Source organism: Nisaea sediminum (genome assembly GCF_014904705.1).
Lineage (GTDB): Bacteria > Pseudomonadota > Alphaproteobacteria > Thalassobaculales > Thalassobaculaceae > Nisaea > Nisaea sediminum.
On sequence record NZ_JACZCQ010000010.1, the window covers coordinates 1 to 18,512 of the forward strand.

Annotated in this window: 14 protein-coding genes and 1 tRNA gene; 11 read left to right on the plus strand and 4 right to left on the minus strand. The window is 64.6% G+C overall.

The features are described from left to right. The first annotated feature begins 141 nt into the window (after positions 1 to 141). From IG122_RS18905 to cysG, 11 genes are all read left to right on the plus strand, one after another. Positions 142 to 218, plus strand: a tRNA-Met gene (locus IG122_RS18905). A gap of 486 nt (positions 219 to 704) precedes the next feature. Next, positions 705 to 1,280 (plus strand): ANTAR domain-containing response regulator, encoded by a 576-nt coding sequence (locus IG122_RS18910; protein WP_193187445.1) that lies wholly within the window; start codon positions 705 to 707, stop codon positions 1,278 to 1,280. Continuing rightward, positions 1,277 to 2,443: a CmpA/NrtA family ABC transporter substrate-binding protein gene (locus IG122_RS18915; RefSeq protein ID WP_193187448.1), complete on the plus strand. Its 1,167-nt coding sequence runs from the start codon at positions 1,277 to 1,279 to the stop codon at positions 2,441 to 2,443. Before IG122_RS18910 ends, IG122_RS18915 begins: the two co-directional genes overlap by 4 nt. Positions 2,444 to 2,791: 348 nt before the next feature. Further along, complete coding sequence (locus IG122_RS18920) at positions 2,792 to 4,153, plus strand: CmpA/NrtA family ABC transporter substrate-binding protein (protein WP_319024933.1); 1,362 nt, start codon at positions 2,792 to 2,794, stop codon at positions 4,151 to 4,153. Between the two features lie 74 nt (positions 4,154 to 4,227). Further along, positions 4,228 to 5,322, plus strand: a complete 1,095-nt coding sequence (locus IG122_RS18925) for an ABC transporter permease (protein WP_226893755.1) — start codon at positions 4,228 to 4,230, stop codon at positions 5,320 to 5,322. 13 nt (positions 5,323 to 5,335) lie between these two features. Further along, positions 5,336 to 7,012, plus strand: coding sequence for an ABC transporter ATP-binding protein (locus tag IG122_RS18930; RefSeq protein ID WP_193187452.1), 1,677 nt, complete (start codon positions 5,336 to 5,338; stop codon positions 7,010 to 7,012). 27 nt (positions 7,013 to 7,039) lie between these two features. Beyond that, positions 7,040 to 7,483 (plus strand): globin family protein, encoded by a 444-nt coding sequence (locus IG122_RS18935; protein ID WP_226893756.1) that lies wholly within the window; start codon positions 7,040 to 7,042, stop codon positions 7,481 to 7,483. Continuing rightward, the gene (gene nirB, locus IG122_RS18940) at positions 7,483 to 9,930 is read left to right on the plus strand and encodes a nitrite reductase large subunit NirB (RefSeq protein ID WP_193187456.1); all 2,448 of its coding nucleotides are present in this window, start codon (positions 7,483 to 7,485) and stop codon (positions 9,928 to 9,930) included. The genes IG122_RS18935 and nirB overlap by 1 nt, the downstream gene beginning before the upstream one ends. Beyond that, positions 9,927 to 10,277: a nitrite reductase small subunit NirD gene (gene nirD, locus IG122_RS18945; protein WP_226893757.1), complete on the plus strand. Its 351-nt coding sequence runs from the start codon at positions 9,927 to 9,929 to the stop codon at positions 10,275 to 10,277. The genes nirB and nirD overlap by 4 nt, the downstream gene beginning before the upstream one ends. Positions 10,278 to 10,282: 5 nt before the next feature. Continuing rightward, positions 10,283 to 12,943, plus strand: a complete 2,661-nt coding sequence (locus IG122_RS18950) for a nitrate reductase (RefSeq protein WP_193187458.1) — start codon at positions 10,283 to 10,285, stop codon at positions 12,941 to 12,943. Next, positions 12,918 to 14,390 (plus strand): siroheme synthase CysG, encoded by a 1,473-nt coding sequence (cysG, locus tag IG122_RS18955; RefSeq protein WP_193187460.1) that lies wholly within the window; start codon positions 12,918 to 12,920, stop codon positions 14,388 to 14,390. Before IG122_RS18950 ends, cysG begins: the two co-directional genes overlap by 26 nt. Positions 14,391 to 14,592: 202 nt before the next feature. Here the strand turns inward: cysG and IG122_RS18960 are convergent, their stop codons facing one another. Genes IG122_RS18960 through IG122_RS18975 form a run of 4 tightly spaced genes read right to left on the minus strand, consistent with a single transcriptional unit; the run spans position 14,593 to position 18,511 of the window. Continuing rightward, positions 14,593 to 15,771 (minus strand): NnrS family protein, encoded by a 1,179-nt coding sequence (locus IG122_RS18960; RefSeq protein WP_193187463.1) that lies wholly within the window; start codon positions 15,769 to 15,771, stop codon positions 14,593 to 14,595. A gap of 19 nt (positions 15,772 to 15,790) precedes the next feature. Continuing rightward, positions 15,791 to 17,059, minus strand: coding sequence for a molybdopterin molybdotransferase MoeA (locus IG122_RS18965; protein WP_193187465.1), 1,269 nt, complete (start codon positions 17,057 to 17,059; stop codon positions 15,791 to 15,793). Then, positions 17,052 to 17,681, minus strand: coding sequence for a carbonate dehydratase (can, locus tag IG122_RS18970; RefSeq protein WP_193187467.1), 630 nt, complete (start codon positions 17,679 to 17,681; stop codon positions 17,052 to 17,054). Before can ends, IG122_RS18965 begins: the two co-directional genes overlap by 8 nt. Positions 17,682 to 17,692: 11 nt before the next feature. After that, positions 17,693 to 18,511, minus strand: a complete 819-nt coding sequence (locus tag IG122_RS18975) for a peptidylprolyl isomerase (RefSeq protein ID WP_193187469.1) — start codon at positions 18,509 to 18,511, stop codon at positions 17,693 to 17,695. Position 18,512 lies beyond the last annotated feature (1 nt).

An 18,512-nucleotide genomic window follows, 5' to 3' on the forward strand; every position in this document is an offset into this window, starting at 1 on the left:
TCCGAACTCGGCCGTGAAAACCCTCTGCGCCAATGGTACTGCGTCTTAAGGCGTGGGAGAGTAGGGCGCCGCCAGGTCATCAAAAGACAAGTAAAACAATCATCGAAATATCTTAACCTCTCGCAATCTCAGCACCCATATCGCGGGGTGGAGCAGCCCGGTAGCTCGTCAGGCTCATAACCTGAAGGTCGCAGGTTCAAATCCTGCCCCCGCAACCAAGACAAAAGGCCCCCTTCTGTGGGGCCTTTTGTCTTGGGAGCCTGTGGCGGGTGAATGACCATGCCGGTTCAACCGCAGTGAGCAAAGCGAACGAAGGACGGCGTGGCGCGACAGCGCGCAGCCAAATCCTGCCCCCGCAACCAAGAATATCAAGGCCTTAGACGCTAACGCGCTAAGGCCTTTTCTGCGTCCGGAAGCATGCTGGAAGCAGCATTCACGCCCGTTGGTTGAGCCCCTATTGGGACAATTCTGACCTGATTGCCGGTGACGGTCTTGGCTTAGATCTCCAGAGGCAGCCCTCCCGAGCTTGGAAAGTTCGGCTCGGTCCTGTTCAGCGGAGTAAACCAATCCGGTCGCCGACCGCCGAAACCCTGCCCGCTCCGAATTCCGTTCCTCGCCGTTCCCCCGGTCTCCGCCGGCCTCCTCAGGCATATTTTTTGCATTGCACAATCGTAGTTCCTAAGCATTCCGGTGTTTGTCCATCCATGAAAATCGTCGTCATAGACCAGCGAAGCGAGCGGGCGGATCTGATCAAGGAGGCGCTCGGCGAGGCCGGATTTCCGGATGTCGTGATCGTCGCCGAGACCGACCGGCTACTCGAAAGACTGGCCGAGATCGACCCGGACGCGGTGCTTATCGATCTTGAGGCGCCGAGCCGGGACATGCTGGAGCAGATGTTCGAGATTTCGCGCCAGGTGAAGCGTCCGGTCGCGATGTTCGTCGATGACAGCGGCGAAAGCTCGATCGCCGCCGCGGTCGAGGCCGGTGTCGGCGCCTATGTCGTGAACGGGCTCGCCAAGTCCCGAATCAAGCCGGTCATGGAACTCGCAATCAGCCGCTACAATACCTTCAGCCGGCTTCAGACCGAACTCGACGCTGCCAAGGCGGCGCTTGCCGAACGCAAGCTGATCGATCGGGCCAAGGGCATCCTGATGAAGATGAAGGGGGTCGAGGAGGAAGAGGCCTACAAGCTGTTGCGCAAGACGGCCATGAACCAGAACCGTCGTATCGCCGAGATCGCCGAGAGTATCGTCACGGCGGCGGAGCTGTTGCAGCAATGACCGATATCCGCATCGGTTTCATCCCGCTCGTCGACGTGGCGCCGCTGGTGGCGCTGAAGGAAATCGGCTTCGCCCGCGAGGAGGGGATAGAGGTTTCGCTGCACCGCGAAATCTCCTGGTCGAACATTCGCGACAAGCTTGCGGTCGGGCTCTATGACGCCTCGCATCTTCTGGCACCGATGGCGCTCGCGACCAATCTCGGACTGGCGGGGCCGCCGGCGGATCTGGTGGTTCCCTACGTGCTCAACCTGAATGGCGACGTGGTCTGCGCGACTACGACCTTTCTTTCCGCCGTGGGGCTGCCAGCCGATGCCCCGGCTGCCCGGATCGCGGAGCGAATCCGGGCCGGAGCCCTCGGCAGGCCGGTGACTTTCGGCGTTCCGTTCTTCTTCTCCACGCATCATTTCCTGCTGCGTTACTGGTTGGCGTCGCAGGGCATAGACCCCGCGAGGGACGTCCGCATCGAGGTGATCCCGCCGCCGCTGATGCCGCAGGCCATCGCCAATGGCGTGATCGACGGAATGATGGTGGGCGAACCCTGGGGCTCGGTTGCCGTCGACGAAGGTACGGCCTCGATCTTCCTTTCCGCGACCGAGATCTGGGCCGGAGCGCCGGAGAAGGTCTTCGGAATGCGCCGCCGCTGGGCGGAAGAGAATCCCGATGCCGTGCACGCGCTGCTGCGCGCGCTCTACCGCGCTTCGAGCTGGGCGGAGGATCCTGGCAATCGTGTTACCCTTTCCGAACTGCTCGCCAAGGACGCCTATCTGGGCTTGTCCGCCGAAGTGATCGAGCGCGCCCTTTCCGGCGCGCTCACCCGCACGCCGCAAGGGCTCCAGGAGCGGATCGGCAGGTTCATGGTCTTTCAGGACGGAGGATCCAGTTTCCCCTGGCTGTCGCAGGCGCTCTGGTTTCTCGAGCAGATGGAGCGCTGGGGCTTCGTCGAGATCACGGCCGAGCATCGGCGTCTGGTGCGCAATACGATGGCGCCGAACCTCTATCGCGAGTCCCTCAGCCCGCTCGGCGTGGCCGTCCCCAGCGCCAATGCGAAGCTCGAAGGCTCGCTTGCGGAAACCACGCCGGCCGCATCGGCAACAGGCCGCCTGTTCCTCGGACCGGACCGGTTCTGCGACGGCAAAATCTTCGATCCCGAAATCGCGAGCTGAGAGATAAACAAAAGGCAATCGCCTATTTTATAGGCAAATATCCTATTTGAACAAAAAATAGACGATTTCGCTTGCGCCGCTCCGAAAAGCACTTATGCTGCATTGCGAGATAGGAGTGCATCCAAAGACGGAACACTCTTGGGTTTGGCCCCGAAGGCGGGGCAAAAGCCGGGCAAAGCCGCTCGATCCAAAGGACCGCATACCGCGAGTCCCCGGGTCAGCGGCTTTTTTTATGCCCTCGGTCACCATCTGACCGGCGCTCCTAACTTTCCCGATAGCGGACAGGAGCGGACCGGTCGAGGTCGGAGAGATGAGATGCAGTTTCTTGCTGGTTTGAAGAGAGTATCCGTGAAAATCGCCGCGACCGTCGCTGTCACCGTCGCGGTCGCCGCACCGGCCGGCGCCGCAATGCTGGATGTCGAAAAGGACGAGCTCAAGTTCGGCTTCATCAAGCTGACGGACATGGCCCCCCTCGCGATCGCCTACGAGAAGGGTTACTTCGAGGATGAGGGCCTGTTCGTCACCCTCGAGCCCCAGGCCAACTGGAAAGTCCTGCTCGACCGGGTCATCACCGGCGAGCTCGACGGCGCGCACATGCTGGCCGGCCAGCCGCTGGCCGCGACCATCGGCTTCGGCACCGAAGCCCATATCATCACGCCTTTCTCGATGGACCTGAACGGAAACGGCATTACCGTTTCCAACGAGGTCTGGGAAATGATGAAGCCGCACCTGCCGAAGGACGCGGACGGCAAGATCGCCCACCCGATCAAGGCCGAGTACCTGAAGAAGGTGGTCGACAAGTTCAAGGCCGACGGCAAGCCCTTTAACATGGGCATGGTCTTCCCGGTCTCGACCCACAATTACGAGTTGCGCTACTGGCTCGCTTCCGGCGGCATTCATCCGGGCTACTACAGCAAGCAGAACATCAGCGGGCAGATCCTGGCCGACGCGCTGCTCTCCGTGACCCCGCCGCCGCAGATGCCGGCGACGCTCGAGGCCGGCACGATCCACGGCTATTGCGTGGGCGAGCCGTGGAACCAGCAGGCCGTCTTCAAGGGCATCGGCGTGCCGGTGATCACCGACTACGAGATCTGGAAGAACAATCCGGAGAAAGTCTTCGGCATCACCGCCGGGTTCGCGGAGAAATACCCGAACACCGCGCTCGCCGTCACAAAGGCCCTGATCCGCGCCGCCAAGTGGCTCGACGAGAACGACAACGCCAACCGCATGGAAGCCGTCAAGATCCTCGCCCGCTCCGAATATGTCGGCGCCGATGCCGAGGTGATCGCCAACTCCATGACCGGCACCTTCGAATACGAGAAGGGCGACAAGCGCGACGTTCCCGACTTCAACGTCTTCTACCGCTACTTCGCGACCTATCCCTACTATTCGGACGCCGTCTGGTACCTGACGCAGATGCGCCGCTGGGGCCAGATCGCGGAGCCGAAGAGCGACGCCTGGTTCGACGAGGTCGCGCGCAAGGTCTACCGCCCGGACATCTATCTGAAGGCCGCGAAGATGCTGGTCGAGGACGGTCATGTGGCAGAGGCCGACTTCCCCTGGGAGACCGACGGATATCGCGCACCGCAATCCGCCTTCATCGACGGTCACATCTTCGACGGCCGTGCCCCCAACGCCTATCTGGAACAGTTCCCGATCGGCCTCAAAGGCAAGGAAATCGTGACCGGCAACAAGGTCGCCGGCGGCTGAGCGCGGGTGGGACCGGCGGTGCTCCTGACGCCCGGTCCCGCCTCTTTCCATCTGATTGATCGAGGATCGAGACCATGACCGCAACGGATGCGATGGATTTCGCCAACGACGCGACGGACGCGGCCCGGGCCGCGCGGCGCGACCGGCTCTATGCGCGGATCACACGCGCGGACCGCTACCTGAACCTGCTCGCCCTCGGCTGGATCACGCCGATCCTCAAGATGGCCATCGGCGACAACCCGGCCGGGCAGCTGAAAGAGCTCTGGCGCGGCCTCGGGCTTCCGGCGGTCGGCATCGCCCTCTTCCTCGCGCTCTGGGCGTCGACGGCTCCGATGGTGCAGACCTCTCTCGGCACCGTGCCCGGCCCGGCGGGAGTCTGGGAACAGGTCGAGAACCTCTATGCCGACCATTTGCGCGAGCGGAACAAGGAAACCGCCTTCTACGAGCGCCAGGACGAACGGAACGCGAAGCTGATCGCCGCCGGCAAGGCGGACAAGGTGAAAGAGCGCTCCTATACCGGCAAGCCGACCTATCTCGATCAGATCCTGACCTCGCTGAAGACGGTCGCCCTCGGCTTCGTCATCGCCACCATCTTCGCGGTGCCGATCGGCGTCATCTGCGGCCTCTCCCGCTCGGCCACCGCGGCGCTCAATCCGCTGATCCAGATCTTCAAGCCGGTGAGCCCGCTTGCCTGGCTGCCGATCGTCACGATGATCGTCTCGGCGCTCTCAAGCACGAACAGCGAGCTTTTTCCGAAGAGCTTCGTAATCTCGGCCGTCACCGTCACCCTCTGCTCGCTCTGGCCGACCCTGATCAACACCGCGCTCGGCGTCGCCAGCATCGAGAAGGACCTGATCAATGTCGGCCGCGTGCTGAACCTCTCCTGGTCGGTGAAGGTCCTGAAGCTGGTGCTGCCCTCGGCCCTGCCGCTGATCTTCACCGGGCTCAGGCTTTCCCTTGGCGTTGGATGGATGGTGCTGATCGCGGCGGAGATGCTGGCGCAGAACCCGGGTCTCGGGAAATTCGTCTGGGACGAGTTCCAGAACGGCTCCTCCCAGTCGCTCGCCAAGATCATGGTCGCCGTCTTCACCATCGGGATCATCGGCTTCCTGCTCGACCGCGTCATGATGGCGCTGCAGGCGATGTTCTCCTTCTCCGAGAGCCGGTGAGGAGGATCGCGCCATGGCATTCCTTGAACTGAAGAACCTGTCCAAGTCCTACGGTCTCGGCGTCGACCGGACCTCGGTGCTCGAGAACGTTTCCCTTGAGGTGGAGGAAGGCGAGTTCGTCGCGATCCTCGGTTTCTCGGGCTCCGGCAAGACGACGCTGATCTCCAGCATCGCCGGCCTGATCGAGCCGGATGCGGGAGAGATCCTGCTGAATGGCAAACCGATTAAGGGGCCGGGACCGGACCGCGGCGTGGTGTTCCAGAGCTACTCGCTCATGCCCTGGCTGACCGTGCACGGCAACATCGCGCTTGCCGTTGACGAGGTGTTCTCGAAAGAGGGCAAGGCGCAGCGGAAACAGCGGGTGGAAAACGCGATCGAGATGGTCGGCCTCTCCCACGCCGCCGAACGGCGTCCGGCGGAACTTTCCGGCGGCATGCGCCAGCGTGTCGCCGTCGCCCGCGCGCTGGCCATGAGCCCCGAAATGCTGCTGCTGGACGAACCGCTCTCCGCGCTCGATGCCCTCACCCGCGCAAAGTTGCAGGACGAGATCGAGCAGATCTGGAGCCGGGACAGGAAGACCGTGATCCTGATCACCAACGATGTCGACGAGGCCCTGCTGCTGGCCGACCGGGTCATCCCGCTGACCATGGGCCCGGGCGCGACGCTCGGCCCGGACTTCAAAGTCGATCTCCCGCGCCCGCGCGAACGCGCGGCGATGAACCACGATCCGGCCTTCAAGCATCTTCGCGGCAAGATCACCCAGTATCTGATGGATATCGGGGCGGAGCACGCCGCGGCGGCGGACGACAGCAAGGTGCTTCCGGACGTCGTGCCGATCACCCGCAAGGAAAAGCCGCCGAAGGTCTATCGGGACGCCGCCCGTTCCCCGATCGGGGAAGGCTATGTCGAGTTCTCCGGCGTCCGGAAGGTCTATCCGACGCCGAAGGGACCGTTGACTGTCGTTGACGGGTTCGACCTCAAGCTGAAGCAGGGCGAGTTCATCTCTCTGATCGGCCATTCCGGCTGCGGCAAGTCCACCGTGCTCTCGATGATGGCCGGTCTGACCGGGATCAGCGACGGCGGTATCATCCTCGACGGCCATGAGGTCAGCGACGCAGGCCCGGACCGCGGCGTGGTCTTCCAGGCACCTTCGCTGATGCCCTGGCTGACCGCCCGGCAGAATGTTGAGCTCGGCGTCGAACGGGTCTATCCGCATGCGACGGAGCGGGACCGCAGCGACATCGTCGAATACTACCTCTCCCGTGTCGGCCTTGCCGATGCGATGGACCGGCCGGCGAAGGATCTCTCGAACGGCATGAAGCAGCGTGTCGGCATCGCCCGCGCCTTCGCCCTCTCGCCGAAGCTGCTGCTGCTCGACGAGCCGTTCGGCATGCTCGACAGCCTGACCCGCTGGGACCTTCAGGAAGTGCTGATGGAGGTCTGGGGGCGCACCCAGGTGACCTCGATCTGCGTCACCCACGATGTCGACGAGGCGATCCTGCTTGCCGACAAGGTGGTGATGATGACCAACGGCCCGAATGCCCGGATCGGCGCGATCATGGAGGTGAACCTCCCGCGCCCGCGTACCCGCCGGGCCCTGCTCGAGCATCCGAACTACTACAGCTATCGGGAAGAGATCCTGAATTTCCTCGAAGAATACGAGCGTGGCGCACACGCCGACGCGGCCTGAACCGCCGAACGCGACAGGAGAGATATCATGAGCCTGACATCCGAACAGATCACCTTGATCCAGGAGAGTTTCGCCAAGGTCGCCCCGATCAAGGAGCAGGCGGCGGAGCTTTTCTACGGCCGCCTCTTCGAGATCGCGCCGGAGGTCCGCCCGCTCTTCCAGAGCGACCTGAAGGAACAGGGCGCCAAGCTGATGGCGACCCTCGGGATGGTCGTCGCCGGCCTCCGGAACCTCGAAGCCGTGGTGCCGGTCGCCGCCAAGCTGGCGGAACGCCATGTCGGTTACGGGGTGAAGGCCGAATATTACGCGCCTGTCGGGTCGGCCCTGCTCTGGACCCTCGAACAGGGCCTTGGCGAGGGCTTCACGCCGGACGTGGAGGAAGCCTGGGCAAGTGCCTACGGCCTGCTCTCCGGCGCCATGATCGAGGCCGCCCACGGGCCGTCCTCCGCAGTCACCGAGGGAGTCGCCTGATGGCCAGGAAACTCGTCGTCATCGGCAACGGCATGGCGCCTGGCCGGGCGCTGGAACGGCTGCTGGAACAGGCGCCCGATGCCTATGAGATCACGATCTTCAACGCCGAGCCGCGGGTCAATTACGACCGCATCATGCTCTCCCCGGTGCTCTCCGGCGAAAAAGCCTATGAGGACATCCTGATCCATGACGACGTCTGGTACGCGGATCACGGCATCACCCTCAAGAAGGGCTGCAAGGCCGTCGGGATCGACCGGGAAGCGAAAACCGTGGCCGGCGCCGACGGCTCCGTTGTTCCCTACGACAAGCTGCTGGTCGCGACCGGTTCCTCCCCCTTCATCATTCCGGTGCCCGGCAAGGATCTCGAGGGCGTGCTGACCTATCGCGATCTCGACGATGTCGAGGCGATGCTGGCCGCTGCGGACAAGGGCGCCTCGGCCGTGGTCATCGGCGGCGGTCTGCTCGGCCTCGAGGCGGCGGCGGGACTGAAGGAGCGCGGCATGGACGTCACCGTGCTGCACCTGATGCCGACCCTGATGGAGCGGCAGCTCGACGCGGCTGCAGGCTATCTCCTGGAAAGGGCGATCGAGGCGCGCGGCATCAAGGTGGTGACCGGCGCCAATACACACGAGATTGTCGGCGACACCAGGGTCGAAGGTGTACGCCTCGACGACGGGGCCGAGATCCCGGCGGATATCGTGGTGATGGCGGTCGGGATCCGTCCCAACGCGGACCTCGCGAGGCAAGCCGGGCTTGAGGTCAATCGCGGCATCGTCGTGAACGATGCGATGCAGACCTCCGATCCTGACATTCTCGCCGTCGGCGAGTGCGTCGAGCATCGCGGCCACTGCTACGGCCTGGTCGCGCCTCTCTACGAGATGGCCAAGGTCGTCGCCGAGCGGCTGCTCGACAAGGAGGCCGCGTACCAGGGGTCCGTGACTTCGACCCGTCTCAAGGTCACCGGCATCGATCTTTTCTCGGCTGGCGACTTCTCGGAAGGCAAGGACCGCGAGGAGATCGTGCTGCGCGATGCCGTCGGCGGGATCTACAAGCGCCTCGTGATCCGCGACGACAGGCTGATCGGCATCGTGCTCTACGGAGATACCAAAGACGGTGCCTGGTTCTTCCAGCTGATGAAGGACGGCACCCCGATCGACGAGATGCGCGAAACGCTGATCTTCGGCCAGAACTATGCCGGAGGTACCCCGCTGGACCCTACGGCGGCCGTTGCAGCCTTGCCGGATGATGCGGAGATCTGCGGCTGCAACGGCGTGTGCAAATCCAAGATCGTCGGTGCGATCACCGAACACGGTCTGACGTCGCTCGACGGTGTCCGGGCCCGCACCAAGGCTTCGGCCTCCTGCGGCTCCTGCACCGGGCTTGTCGAGCAACTGATGGCGATGACCCTTGGCGACGGCTTCACGCCCGATGCGGTGCAGCCGATGTGCGGCTGTACCGATCTCGGCCATGATGACGTGCGCCGCCTGATCGTCGCCAAGGAACTGAAATCGATCCCCGCGGTGATGCAGGAGCTGGAGTGGAAGACGTCCTGCGGCTGCGCGAAATGCCGGCCTGCGCTGAACTTCTATCTGATCGCGGACTGGCCCGGCGAATATCAGGACGATTATCAGTCCCGTTTCATCAACGAACGCGTCCACGCCAACATCCAGAAGGACGGCACCTATTCCGTCGTGCCCCGGATGTGGGGCGGCATGACTTCCTCGGCCGAACTGCGCGCCATCGCCGACGTCGTCGACAAGTTCGGCATCCCGACGGTGAAGGTGACGGGAGGCCAGCGTATCGATCTTCTGGGCGTGCCCAAGGAAGACTTGCCCGCGGTCTGGGCGGACCTGAATGCCGCCGGGATGGTCTCGGGCCATGCTTACGCCAAGGGGCTGCGCACGGTGAAGACCTGCGTCGGCACCGACTGGTGCCGCTTCGGCACTCAGGACTCCACCGGACTCGGCGTGAAAATCGAGAAAATGATGTGGGGCTCCTGGACCCCGCACAAGGTGAAGATGGCAGTCTCCGGCTGCCCCCGGAACTGCGCCGAGGCGACCTGCAAGGATTTCGGCGTGGTCTGCGTCGACTCCGGTTACGAGCTCCATGTCGGCGGGGCAGCCGGCATGCACATCAAGGGCACGGAAGTGCTCTGCACGGTCGCGACCGAGGCGGAGGCGCTCGAATATTGCGCCGCCGTGGTCCAGCTCTATCGCGAACAGGGCCGCTACCTCGAACGGATCTACAAGTGGATGGACCGGGTCGGTCTCGCCGCGATCCGCGAGCAGGTGGTCGAGGATGCTGAAAAACGGACGGCGCTGTTCGAGAAGTTCCTCTATTCGCAGCGCTTCGCCCAAAAGGACCCCTGGGCGGAACGGGTGGCCGGCAAGGACGCCCACGAGTTCACGCCGATGAACCGGATCGCGATGCGGGAGGCCGCGGAATGAACGACATGAGGCCGATTGAGATGCAGCACTGGTTCACCATCGGACGGCTCTCCGACATCCCGCGCCGGGGTGCCCGCCAGGTCATTCTGCCGCGCGGTCCCATCGCCGTCTTCCGGACCCAGACCGACGAGGTCTACGCCATCGAAGACCGGTGCCCGCACAAGGGCGGACCGCTGAGCCAAGGCATCGTGCATGACGGCGCGGTGACCTGCCCGCTGCACAACTGGGTCATCGACCTGCAGACCGGCAACGCCATGGGCGCCGACCAGGGTTGCGTCAGGACCTACAGGACACGGACCGACGAGAACGGACTGGTGTCCGTCTCGCTCGCCGGACCGGCCGGTTAATTCCGATGGCGGAGAATGCCGGCGCCGGGACGGTGCGCACAACCTGCCCCTATTGCGGTGTGGGTTGTGGCGTACTGGCGACCCCGATGGCTGACGGAAGTGTCCGGATCGAGGGCGATCCCGAGCATCCGGCCAATTTTGGCCGTCTCTGCTCAAAGGGCAGCGCGCTGGCCGAGACCATCGATCTAGAGGGCCGCCTGCTTCATCCCGAGATCGGCGGCGAGCGGGCCTCCTGGGACACGGCGCTCGACCTCGTCGCCCGGCATTTCTCGCAGACGATCGCCGAGCACGGGCCGGACTCCGTCGCGTTCTACGTCTCCGGACAGCTCCTGACCGAGGATTACTACGTTGCCAACAAGCTGATGAAGGGCTTCATCGGCTCCGGCAATATCGACACGAATTCGCGGCTTTGCATGGCCTCTTCGGTGGCCGGACACAAGCGGGCCTTCGGCGAGGATGTCGTCCCCGGGACCTACGAGGATCTCGAGGAAGCAGATCTGCTGGTCCTTGTCGGCTCCAATCTCGCCTGGTGTCATCCGGTCCTGTTTCAGAGAGTGATGGCAGCGCGCGAGCGGCGGCCCGGAATGACAATCGTCGCGATCGATCCGCGGCGCACGGTCACTGCGGAAGCCGCCGACCTGCATCTCGCCATCGACGCTGACGGCGATGCGGCGTTGTTCAACGGCCTTCTGCGCTTCCTTTTCGAGCGTGGGGCGATCGACCGGGATTATCTCGACCGTCACACGACCGGCTTCGACGAAGCGCTGGACGCGGCATCCGGCTGGACGCTCGACGCCGTTGCGCAAGCGACCGGCCTGCCGCGCCTCGACATCGAGGCCTTCTACCGCTCCTTCGCGATGACCGACCGGGTGGTTACCGTTTACAGCCAGGGGGTGAACCAGTCGGTTGCGGGCACCGACAAGGTGAACGCCATCATCAATTGTCACCTCGCCACCGGCCGCATCGGCCGCAGGGGCTCCGGTCCCTTCTCGGTGACCGGTCAGCCGAACGCGATGGGCGGACGCGAGGTCGGCGGTCTCGCCACCCAGCTCGCCGCCCATATGGATTTCGGCGATCCGGTGGCCCGTGACATCGTCGGGAGCTTCTGGCGGAGCGACCGCATCGCGAGACGCCCCGGCCTCAAGGCCGTCGAGCTGTTCGACGCGGTCGCCAAGGGGCGGATCAAGGCGCTCTGGGTGATGGCGACAAACCCGGCGGACAGCCTGCCGAACGCTGACCTGGTCGACCGGGCGCTCGCCGAATGCCCGTTCCTGGTCGTAAGCGACGTCATGGCCGAGACCGACACGACGCGTCATGCCGATGTCCTGCTTCCGGCCACCGCCTGGGGTGAGAAGGGCGGCACCGTCACAAATTCGGAACGCCGGATCTCCCGCCAGCGTCCGTTCCTGCCTGCTCCGGGAGACACACGGCCGGACTGGTGGATCGTGAACGAGGTCGCGCGCCGTATGGGGTTCGCCGACGCCTTTTCCTACACAGCTCCTGCGGAAATCTATCGCGAGCATGCCCGGCTCTCGGCCTTCCGCAATGGCGGGAGCCGCCTCTTCACGCTTGAGGCCCATACCGGGATCGACACGGCGGAGTACGAAGACCTTGCCCCGGTTATGTGGCCGCTTGCCCGCAACGCAGAGGAGCGGCCCTTCTCCGAGGGACGTTTTCCGACCCCGGACGGTCGCGCCCGCTTGCTGCCGATCACCCCGCCCGAACGGGCGAGCGCCGCGCCCGGCACACTCAGGCTGAATACCGGCAGGGTCAGGGATCAATGGCACACGATGACCCGGACCGGGAAGTCCCCGAGGCTCTCGCAGCATATCGCCGAGCCCTTTCTTGAGATTCATCCTGAGGATGCAGAGGAGCTGGAACTCCGCGAAGCGGGCCTGGCACGGGTGACATCGGAATTCGGAAGTTCGGTCCTGCGCGTCCTCCTTACGAAAGCCGTGTCGCGCGGCACGCTTTTCGCCCCGATGCACTGGACCGGACAGGTCTCGAGCAAGGGGCGGATCGGCGCCGTGATCGCGCCGAAGACGGATCCCGTTTCCGGGCAGCCCGCGGCCAAGGGCGCCTATGTCTCCGTTGCGCCGCTTGCCACCGCCTGGTTCGGGTTCGCCGTGCTCCGTAGCCGGCCGCAGGTGACGGAAGACTACTGGGCTCTCGCGGCCGCGGAGGGCGGCTGGCGCCTGGAGCTTGCGGGCGAGCGTCCTCCGGAAGACTGGCAGACCTACACCCGCGCGCTCTTCGGTCTCGGCAAGGAACAGGCATTGCTTTCTTTTCTCGATGCGCGCAGCGGACGGCATCGTTTCGCCGCATTCGACGGGGGCCAGCTCATCGGCGTCCTTTTTGTCGCTTCGGAACCGGTCCAGGCGTCGCGCAACTGGGCGGCCGGGCTGCTGACGGCCGAGTTTGCGAAGCCGCAGGACCGCCTCGTCGCCCTTGCAGGGCGCCCCGGGGCCGGTGAAATCGAGGAGGGGGCGATCGTCTGCTCTTGTTTCACCGTCGGCCTCAACCGGATCGCCGCCTCCGTCTCCGCTGGCACGGCGGTGACGGTCGAAGAGGTCGGGGTCTGTCTTTCCGCCGGCACCAATTGCGGCTCCTGCCGCGGTGAAATCCAGAGGATCATCGATCATGCGCATCGTCAGAAAGCCGGCTGAACGCCGACCGGCACGGCTCGAGCCGCTCTCGGTCCTGCCCGTCTTCTGCAATCTTGAGGACCGGCCCGTTCTCGTCGCCGGCGGCAGCGACGCGGCGGCATGGAAAGCCGAGCTTCTGGCTGCGGCGGGCGCGCGTGTCTTGGTCGCTGCCGCGGAGCTCTCGGAGGAAATGCGGGAGTTGCTCTCCACCGATCTGCCGGCTGGCAGCATCATGCATCTTGTGCGCGACTGGACGGAGGATGACCTCGCGGGCATGGCCTTCGCGATCTGTGACGCCGAGAACGACGATGAGGCGGCGCAGTTCTTCGCCGCCGGCAGGATGGCTGGCGCCATCACGAACGTGATCGACCGCCCGGCCTTCTGCCAGGTCCAGTTCGGCGCCATCGTGAACCGCTCTCCGGTTGTCGTCGGCATTTCCACGACCGGAGCCGCGCCGATCCTCGGCCAGGCGGTACGCCGCCGGATCGAAACCGTCCTGCCGCGCACCCTCGCCGCCTGGGGCCGGGTCGCGATCCGCATCCGGTCGGAGGTCATGGCCCGTTTCGCACCCGGTCCCCAACGCCGCGCCGCGTGGGATCGCTTTGTCGACCGGTGCTTCACCGGCCATCCCCCGCTGAGCGATGCGGAAGAAAGCGCCGCCATCGCCGGACCGGCCGATAACGGAACCAATGGGCGGGTAACCCTCGTCGGTGCCGGACCGGGCGATCCGGAACTCGTGACCATGAAAGCCGTCCGCGCCCTGCAGTCGGCCGACGTCATCCTGTTCGACGATCTGGTCTCCGACGAGGTGCTCGAAATGGCGCGCCGCGAAGCGAAGCGGATGCTCGTCGGCAAGCGCGGAGGGCGCTCCTCCTGCCGCCAGGAGGACATCAACGCGCTGATGGTAAAGCTCGCTGGACAAGGAAAGCATGTGGTCCGGCTCAAATCCGGCGATCCGATGATCTTCGGCCGGGCCGGGGAGGAAATCGCGGAACTGGAGCGGGCCAGGATACCGGTATCGGTCGTGCCTGGAATCTCGGCGGGCATGGCCATGGCGTCCGCCTTCGGTATTTCGCTGACGCACCGGGAGCAGGCGCAGTCGGTTCGCTTCGTAACCGGCCATTCGCGAAACGGCGGGCTCCCCGAAGAGCTGGACTGGAAAGGGCTCGCCGACCCCGCTGCGACCACGCTCTTCTATATGGGAGGTCGGACAGCCGGGCGTATTTCCGCTCACCTCATCCACGCCGGCATGTCGCCCGACACGTCCGTCGCCATTGCTCGCGATATCAGTCGGCCGGAAGAACGCCGATGGACCGGCACTCTCGCCGAACTTGCCGCGGGTATCGGTCAGGTCGGATATGAAAGACCTGTTCTCATCGGAGTAGGTGCCGTCTTCGATCAGGCCAGACGGGATAGAGGTGCCCTACGTGCTGGCGCAACAATTGGCGGCGATCGGCTGTCTGCCTGAACGTCGGTTGTTCGATTGTCGCGCATGCATGGAGCTTAGTTGAGCAACCACGTTGTCTGTATCTGCATCGCGCAATGAATCTGAACGAGTATTCAGACGTTATGTTAACTATTTGAAAAATAAGGCGATCAAAGCGGTCCGCTCGGGCGCGCGAGCCGAGTCATGAGTGTTACCTGAATCTCGGGTGCACTGTTCAGTGTTTTCAGGAAGCGCGGAAGAATGCTCTCGAAAATCTTGCGATGAAGAGAACAAAACCACCGATCCAGCAAGCCGCCGCACCATGGAGAAGCAGCGTTCCGTCATCCGCATAGGGCGACAGGATCCGGAACACGATGCTCGTAAACAACAGCAGGTAGATCGCCGTGATCGTCCTGTCGGCCTTCAATGGCTGGCCTGTATGACCGAGCGACGCCCGTGTCATGATGGCCATCGTCATCAGCCCGATCGCACCCGCCGTCCAAGCGTGGACCGCCGCGTTTGCCGGAACGGAATCCGGCACAATGGTCGACATGCCCATTGCGAGGAACCCAAGCGGAAGAAAGGCGAAAGCGAGATGCAGGATCGCCACCAGGGGGTCCCCGAGCGTCCTGCCCCCGGCCCACCTTCCGATGCGGATGCAATTCAAGAGGCCCGCGATCACGAGGATGGCGCCGCTCCAGAACGCGTCGGGAATGATTGTCCAGAGCAGCAGGGCCCCGGCCGAGACAGCGATGGTGGCCATGTCGAAGTGGCCGAACGGCGCCGGAACGCGGATGGCGTTGCGCTTGGCCAGCCAATTGCGCGTGAAACTCGGAACCACGCGGCCCCCGACTAACTGGATCAGCAATAGGACGGAGGAAAGGCCAAGCCGGATCGAAAGGTCCGCGGCGCCGTTCAGCCAGATCTCCCAGTGGAACAAAGCGTTCGATGCGCCAAAGAGGGCGACCAGGATTAGGACACGGAGATTTCGCCGGTTGTTGCCGGCGATCAGTTCTCGGGCCGCTGCGGCAATCAGGAGCAGGGGGAAGGAAAGGTCGATCGTGGCGACCACGACCGGCGGGAGTCCCCAGGGGAGAGAGACGACCAGCCGCCCGGCGACCCAGGTCGCGAACAGGACCGCGAGCCGCCAGCCGGAGAGCGGAAGGCGGCCGGTCCAGTTCGGGATTGCGGTGAGCAGAAAGCCGCCGATCACCGCGCCGGTATAACCGAAGAGCAGGCCATGGACATGCCAGTCCACGGCTCCGAGATTACCAGGGAGCGGAAAGCCGCCGGCCAGAAACCCGATCCAGACCAGCATGGAGGCGGCCGCCCAGAGCGCGGCCCCAAGGAAAAAGGGGCGGAAACCCTGATTGAAGAATGCCAGTCTGGGAAAAGTCGCGGCGCGGTCCGTGTCGGTTGCCATCGGAGACATCCTTACCGGTTCAGCAGAACAGCCGGAGCTGAAGGAGGTCACCGGCTCTGGTCGCCTCCGTCTCGGCGGGTAGGATCACAATTCCGTCGGCCTCGGAGAGCGGAAACAGCGTTGCGGAACTGGTCTGGCGCTGCGCCACTACGACCGGAAGGCCGGAAGGGTCGCTGCCGGCCATGCGGACGGGGAGGAACTCCGCGCGGCCGGGCTTCTTCCGTATTTCGAAGCCGGCGACCGCCTGCAGGGGCGCAAAGGGCTTCGGCGGCGCTCCCGTCAGGCTGCGGACAAGGGGAAGGACAAAAAGCCCGGCTCCCACATAGGCCGCGTAGGGGTTGCCCGGCAGGCCGACGAAGGCCATGGCGCCGAGGCGCCCGAAGACGACCGGTTTGCCGGGTTTCATCGCCACGCGCCATTGCAGGATCGATCCCCCGGCATGCCGGAAGGCCGCCTTCACATGGTCATGGTCCCCGACCGACACGGCACCGGTCGAGATCACCGCGTCGAACCGTCCCGCGAGCTCGGTGAAGCGTGCGGCTGTCCGTTCAGGAGTGTCCGGCAGGGTGCCGCCATCCTCTACCTCCGCTCCCGCCTCCTTGAGCATCGCCAGAAGCATCGGTCTGTTCGCGTCGTAGACCTGGCCCTTCGACAGTTTCCGGCCGGCCTCGGCGAGTTCGTCACCTGTCGACAGGAGTGCGATGCGCGGGCGCCTGATGACATTGACCGCGGAATACCCGTTGGCCGCCAGCAGGCCGACATGCCTGGGCGCGATCCGGGTTCCGGCCTGCACGAGCACCGTACCGCGGGCAAGATCACTGCCCGCGCGGCGGACATTTTCGCCGGGCGCGGGTCGTCTTTCGATACTTATGAAATCGCCTGTCCGGACGCAGTCTTCCTGCATCACGACGGCATCGTAGCCGTCCGGAAGCGCCGCACCCGTGAAGATACGCATGGCACCGGACTCGGCGGCGCCAGTCATCGTCGTGCCGGCCGGTATCTCCGCCGTGACCCGAAGTCGCCAGGGGGCCTCACCGTCGAGTTCGCAAAGACGCACCGCATAGCCATCCATCGCCGAGCCGTCGAAGAACGGCATGCCGCGCGGCGCCGACAGATCGCGCGCCAGCGTTCGGCCGACGGCTTGATCCAGGGACACCAGCTCCGTCTCCCTGATCCGGTCGGCAAGGGATTGAGCGAGCTTCTCGGCAGCCGCGACACTCATCATCTGCGGACAGTCGCTGAGAAACCGGTCACATCCACAATTGTCTTCAACGATATCTCTAGGCATGAGCACATCCTCCCGCCCGGCCACTCGTTTCTTGTCCTGTCGCGCCGCATTCCAGATCCCGGATCAATCCGTCGCTCAGACCGTAGATCCAGCCGTGAATGGCGACATCCTTGCCGCGGGCCCATGCGGACTGGATGATCGGCGTGCGCGCGAGACTGCTCACCTGGGCGACAACGCTTAACTCCGAGATCCGGTCGAGGCGCGGCTCCTTGCCTTCGATGATGGTGAGCTCCTGCTCGTTCGCTTCGGCGACGTCGCGGATCGGCTGCAGCCAGTGATCGACGATGCCGTGACGATGGCCGTCCAGCGCGGAGCGCACGCCGCCGCAGCCGTAATGGCCGCAGACGATGATGTGTCTGACCTCCAGGGTCTCGACCGCGAATTCCACGACCGAGAGCAGGTTCATATCGCCGCGATGGACGAGATTGGCGATGTTCCGGTGCACGAAGACCTCACCCGGCTCGAGCCCGGTGATCACATTGGCCGGGACGCGGCTGTCGGAACAGCCGATCCAGAGATATTCCGGGCGCTGCAGCGCGGAGAGGCGGCGGAAGTAGTTCGGATCCTCCTCGCGCTTCTCCGTGGCCCAGCGGACGTTGTGGTGCAGCAGGTCTTTGAGCATGACAGCGCCTCCTACTGCACCAGAGGCGAGTCCGTGCCGTCGAGATCGATACCGTCGATCTCGGTGCGGCCCGCGAGGATGCCGATATACTGGGAGACGGCCCGCGACCAGCTCGAGGCTTCAAGCCAGGCGGCGATACGCTCGCGCACCGCCTCGAATGGAAGCTGCGCGCCGGGGATGCGTTTCTCCAGATAGATCACATGATAGCCGTACCGGCTCCGCACGGGCTCCGGCAGCAGCGCGTTTTCCTCGGCCGTCCGCAAGGGTTCCTCGAACTCCGGCACCACCGAGCTGCGCGTGATCTGGCCGAGCGAGCCGCCCTGACCCGAGGACGGGCAGGCGGAATATTCGGTCGCCATCGCCGCGAAGTCGCCGGGACGCTCGGTCAGATGCGCGATGATGCCGTCCGCCACGGCGCGAACCCGTGCTTCGTCGCCCTCGCCTTCGACCGGCAGCAGGATATGTTTCGCCAGATAGATCGCTTCCGAGCGGAACCGGTGGGCGTTCGTTTCGTAGAAGCGCCGGCATTCGGCCTCGCCGGCAAGCGGGGCCTCGACCTCCCGCTCGATCAGCGCCCGGATCCGCTCGTCGGTTGAACCTTCGGAACTTCCGTCGGGTTCCTGCCTGTCCGCTTCCTGCAGCAGCAGTTCGCGAACAGTGAGGGCCCGTGCGGCGTCCCAGGCGGCGTCCGCAAGCTCTTCCGCCGGATGGTTCTGCGCTTCGCGCATGATCTCGTCGGCGGAAATGACCGTGCCGCCGATTGTGATGGCACCGGGCAGCGCCGCGGAGGCGGCGCTGCTTTCGGTCGGTGAACATGTACAGGCTGACATC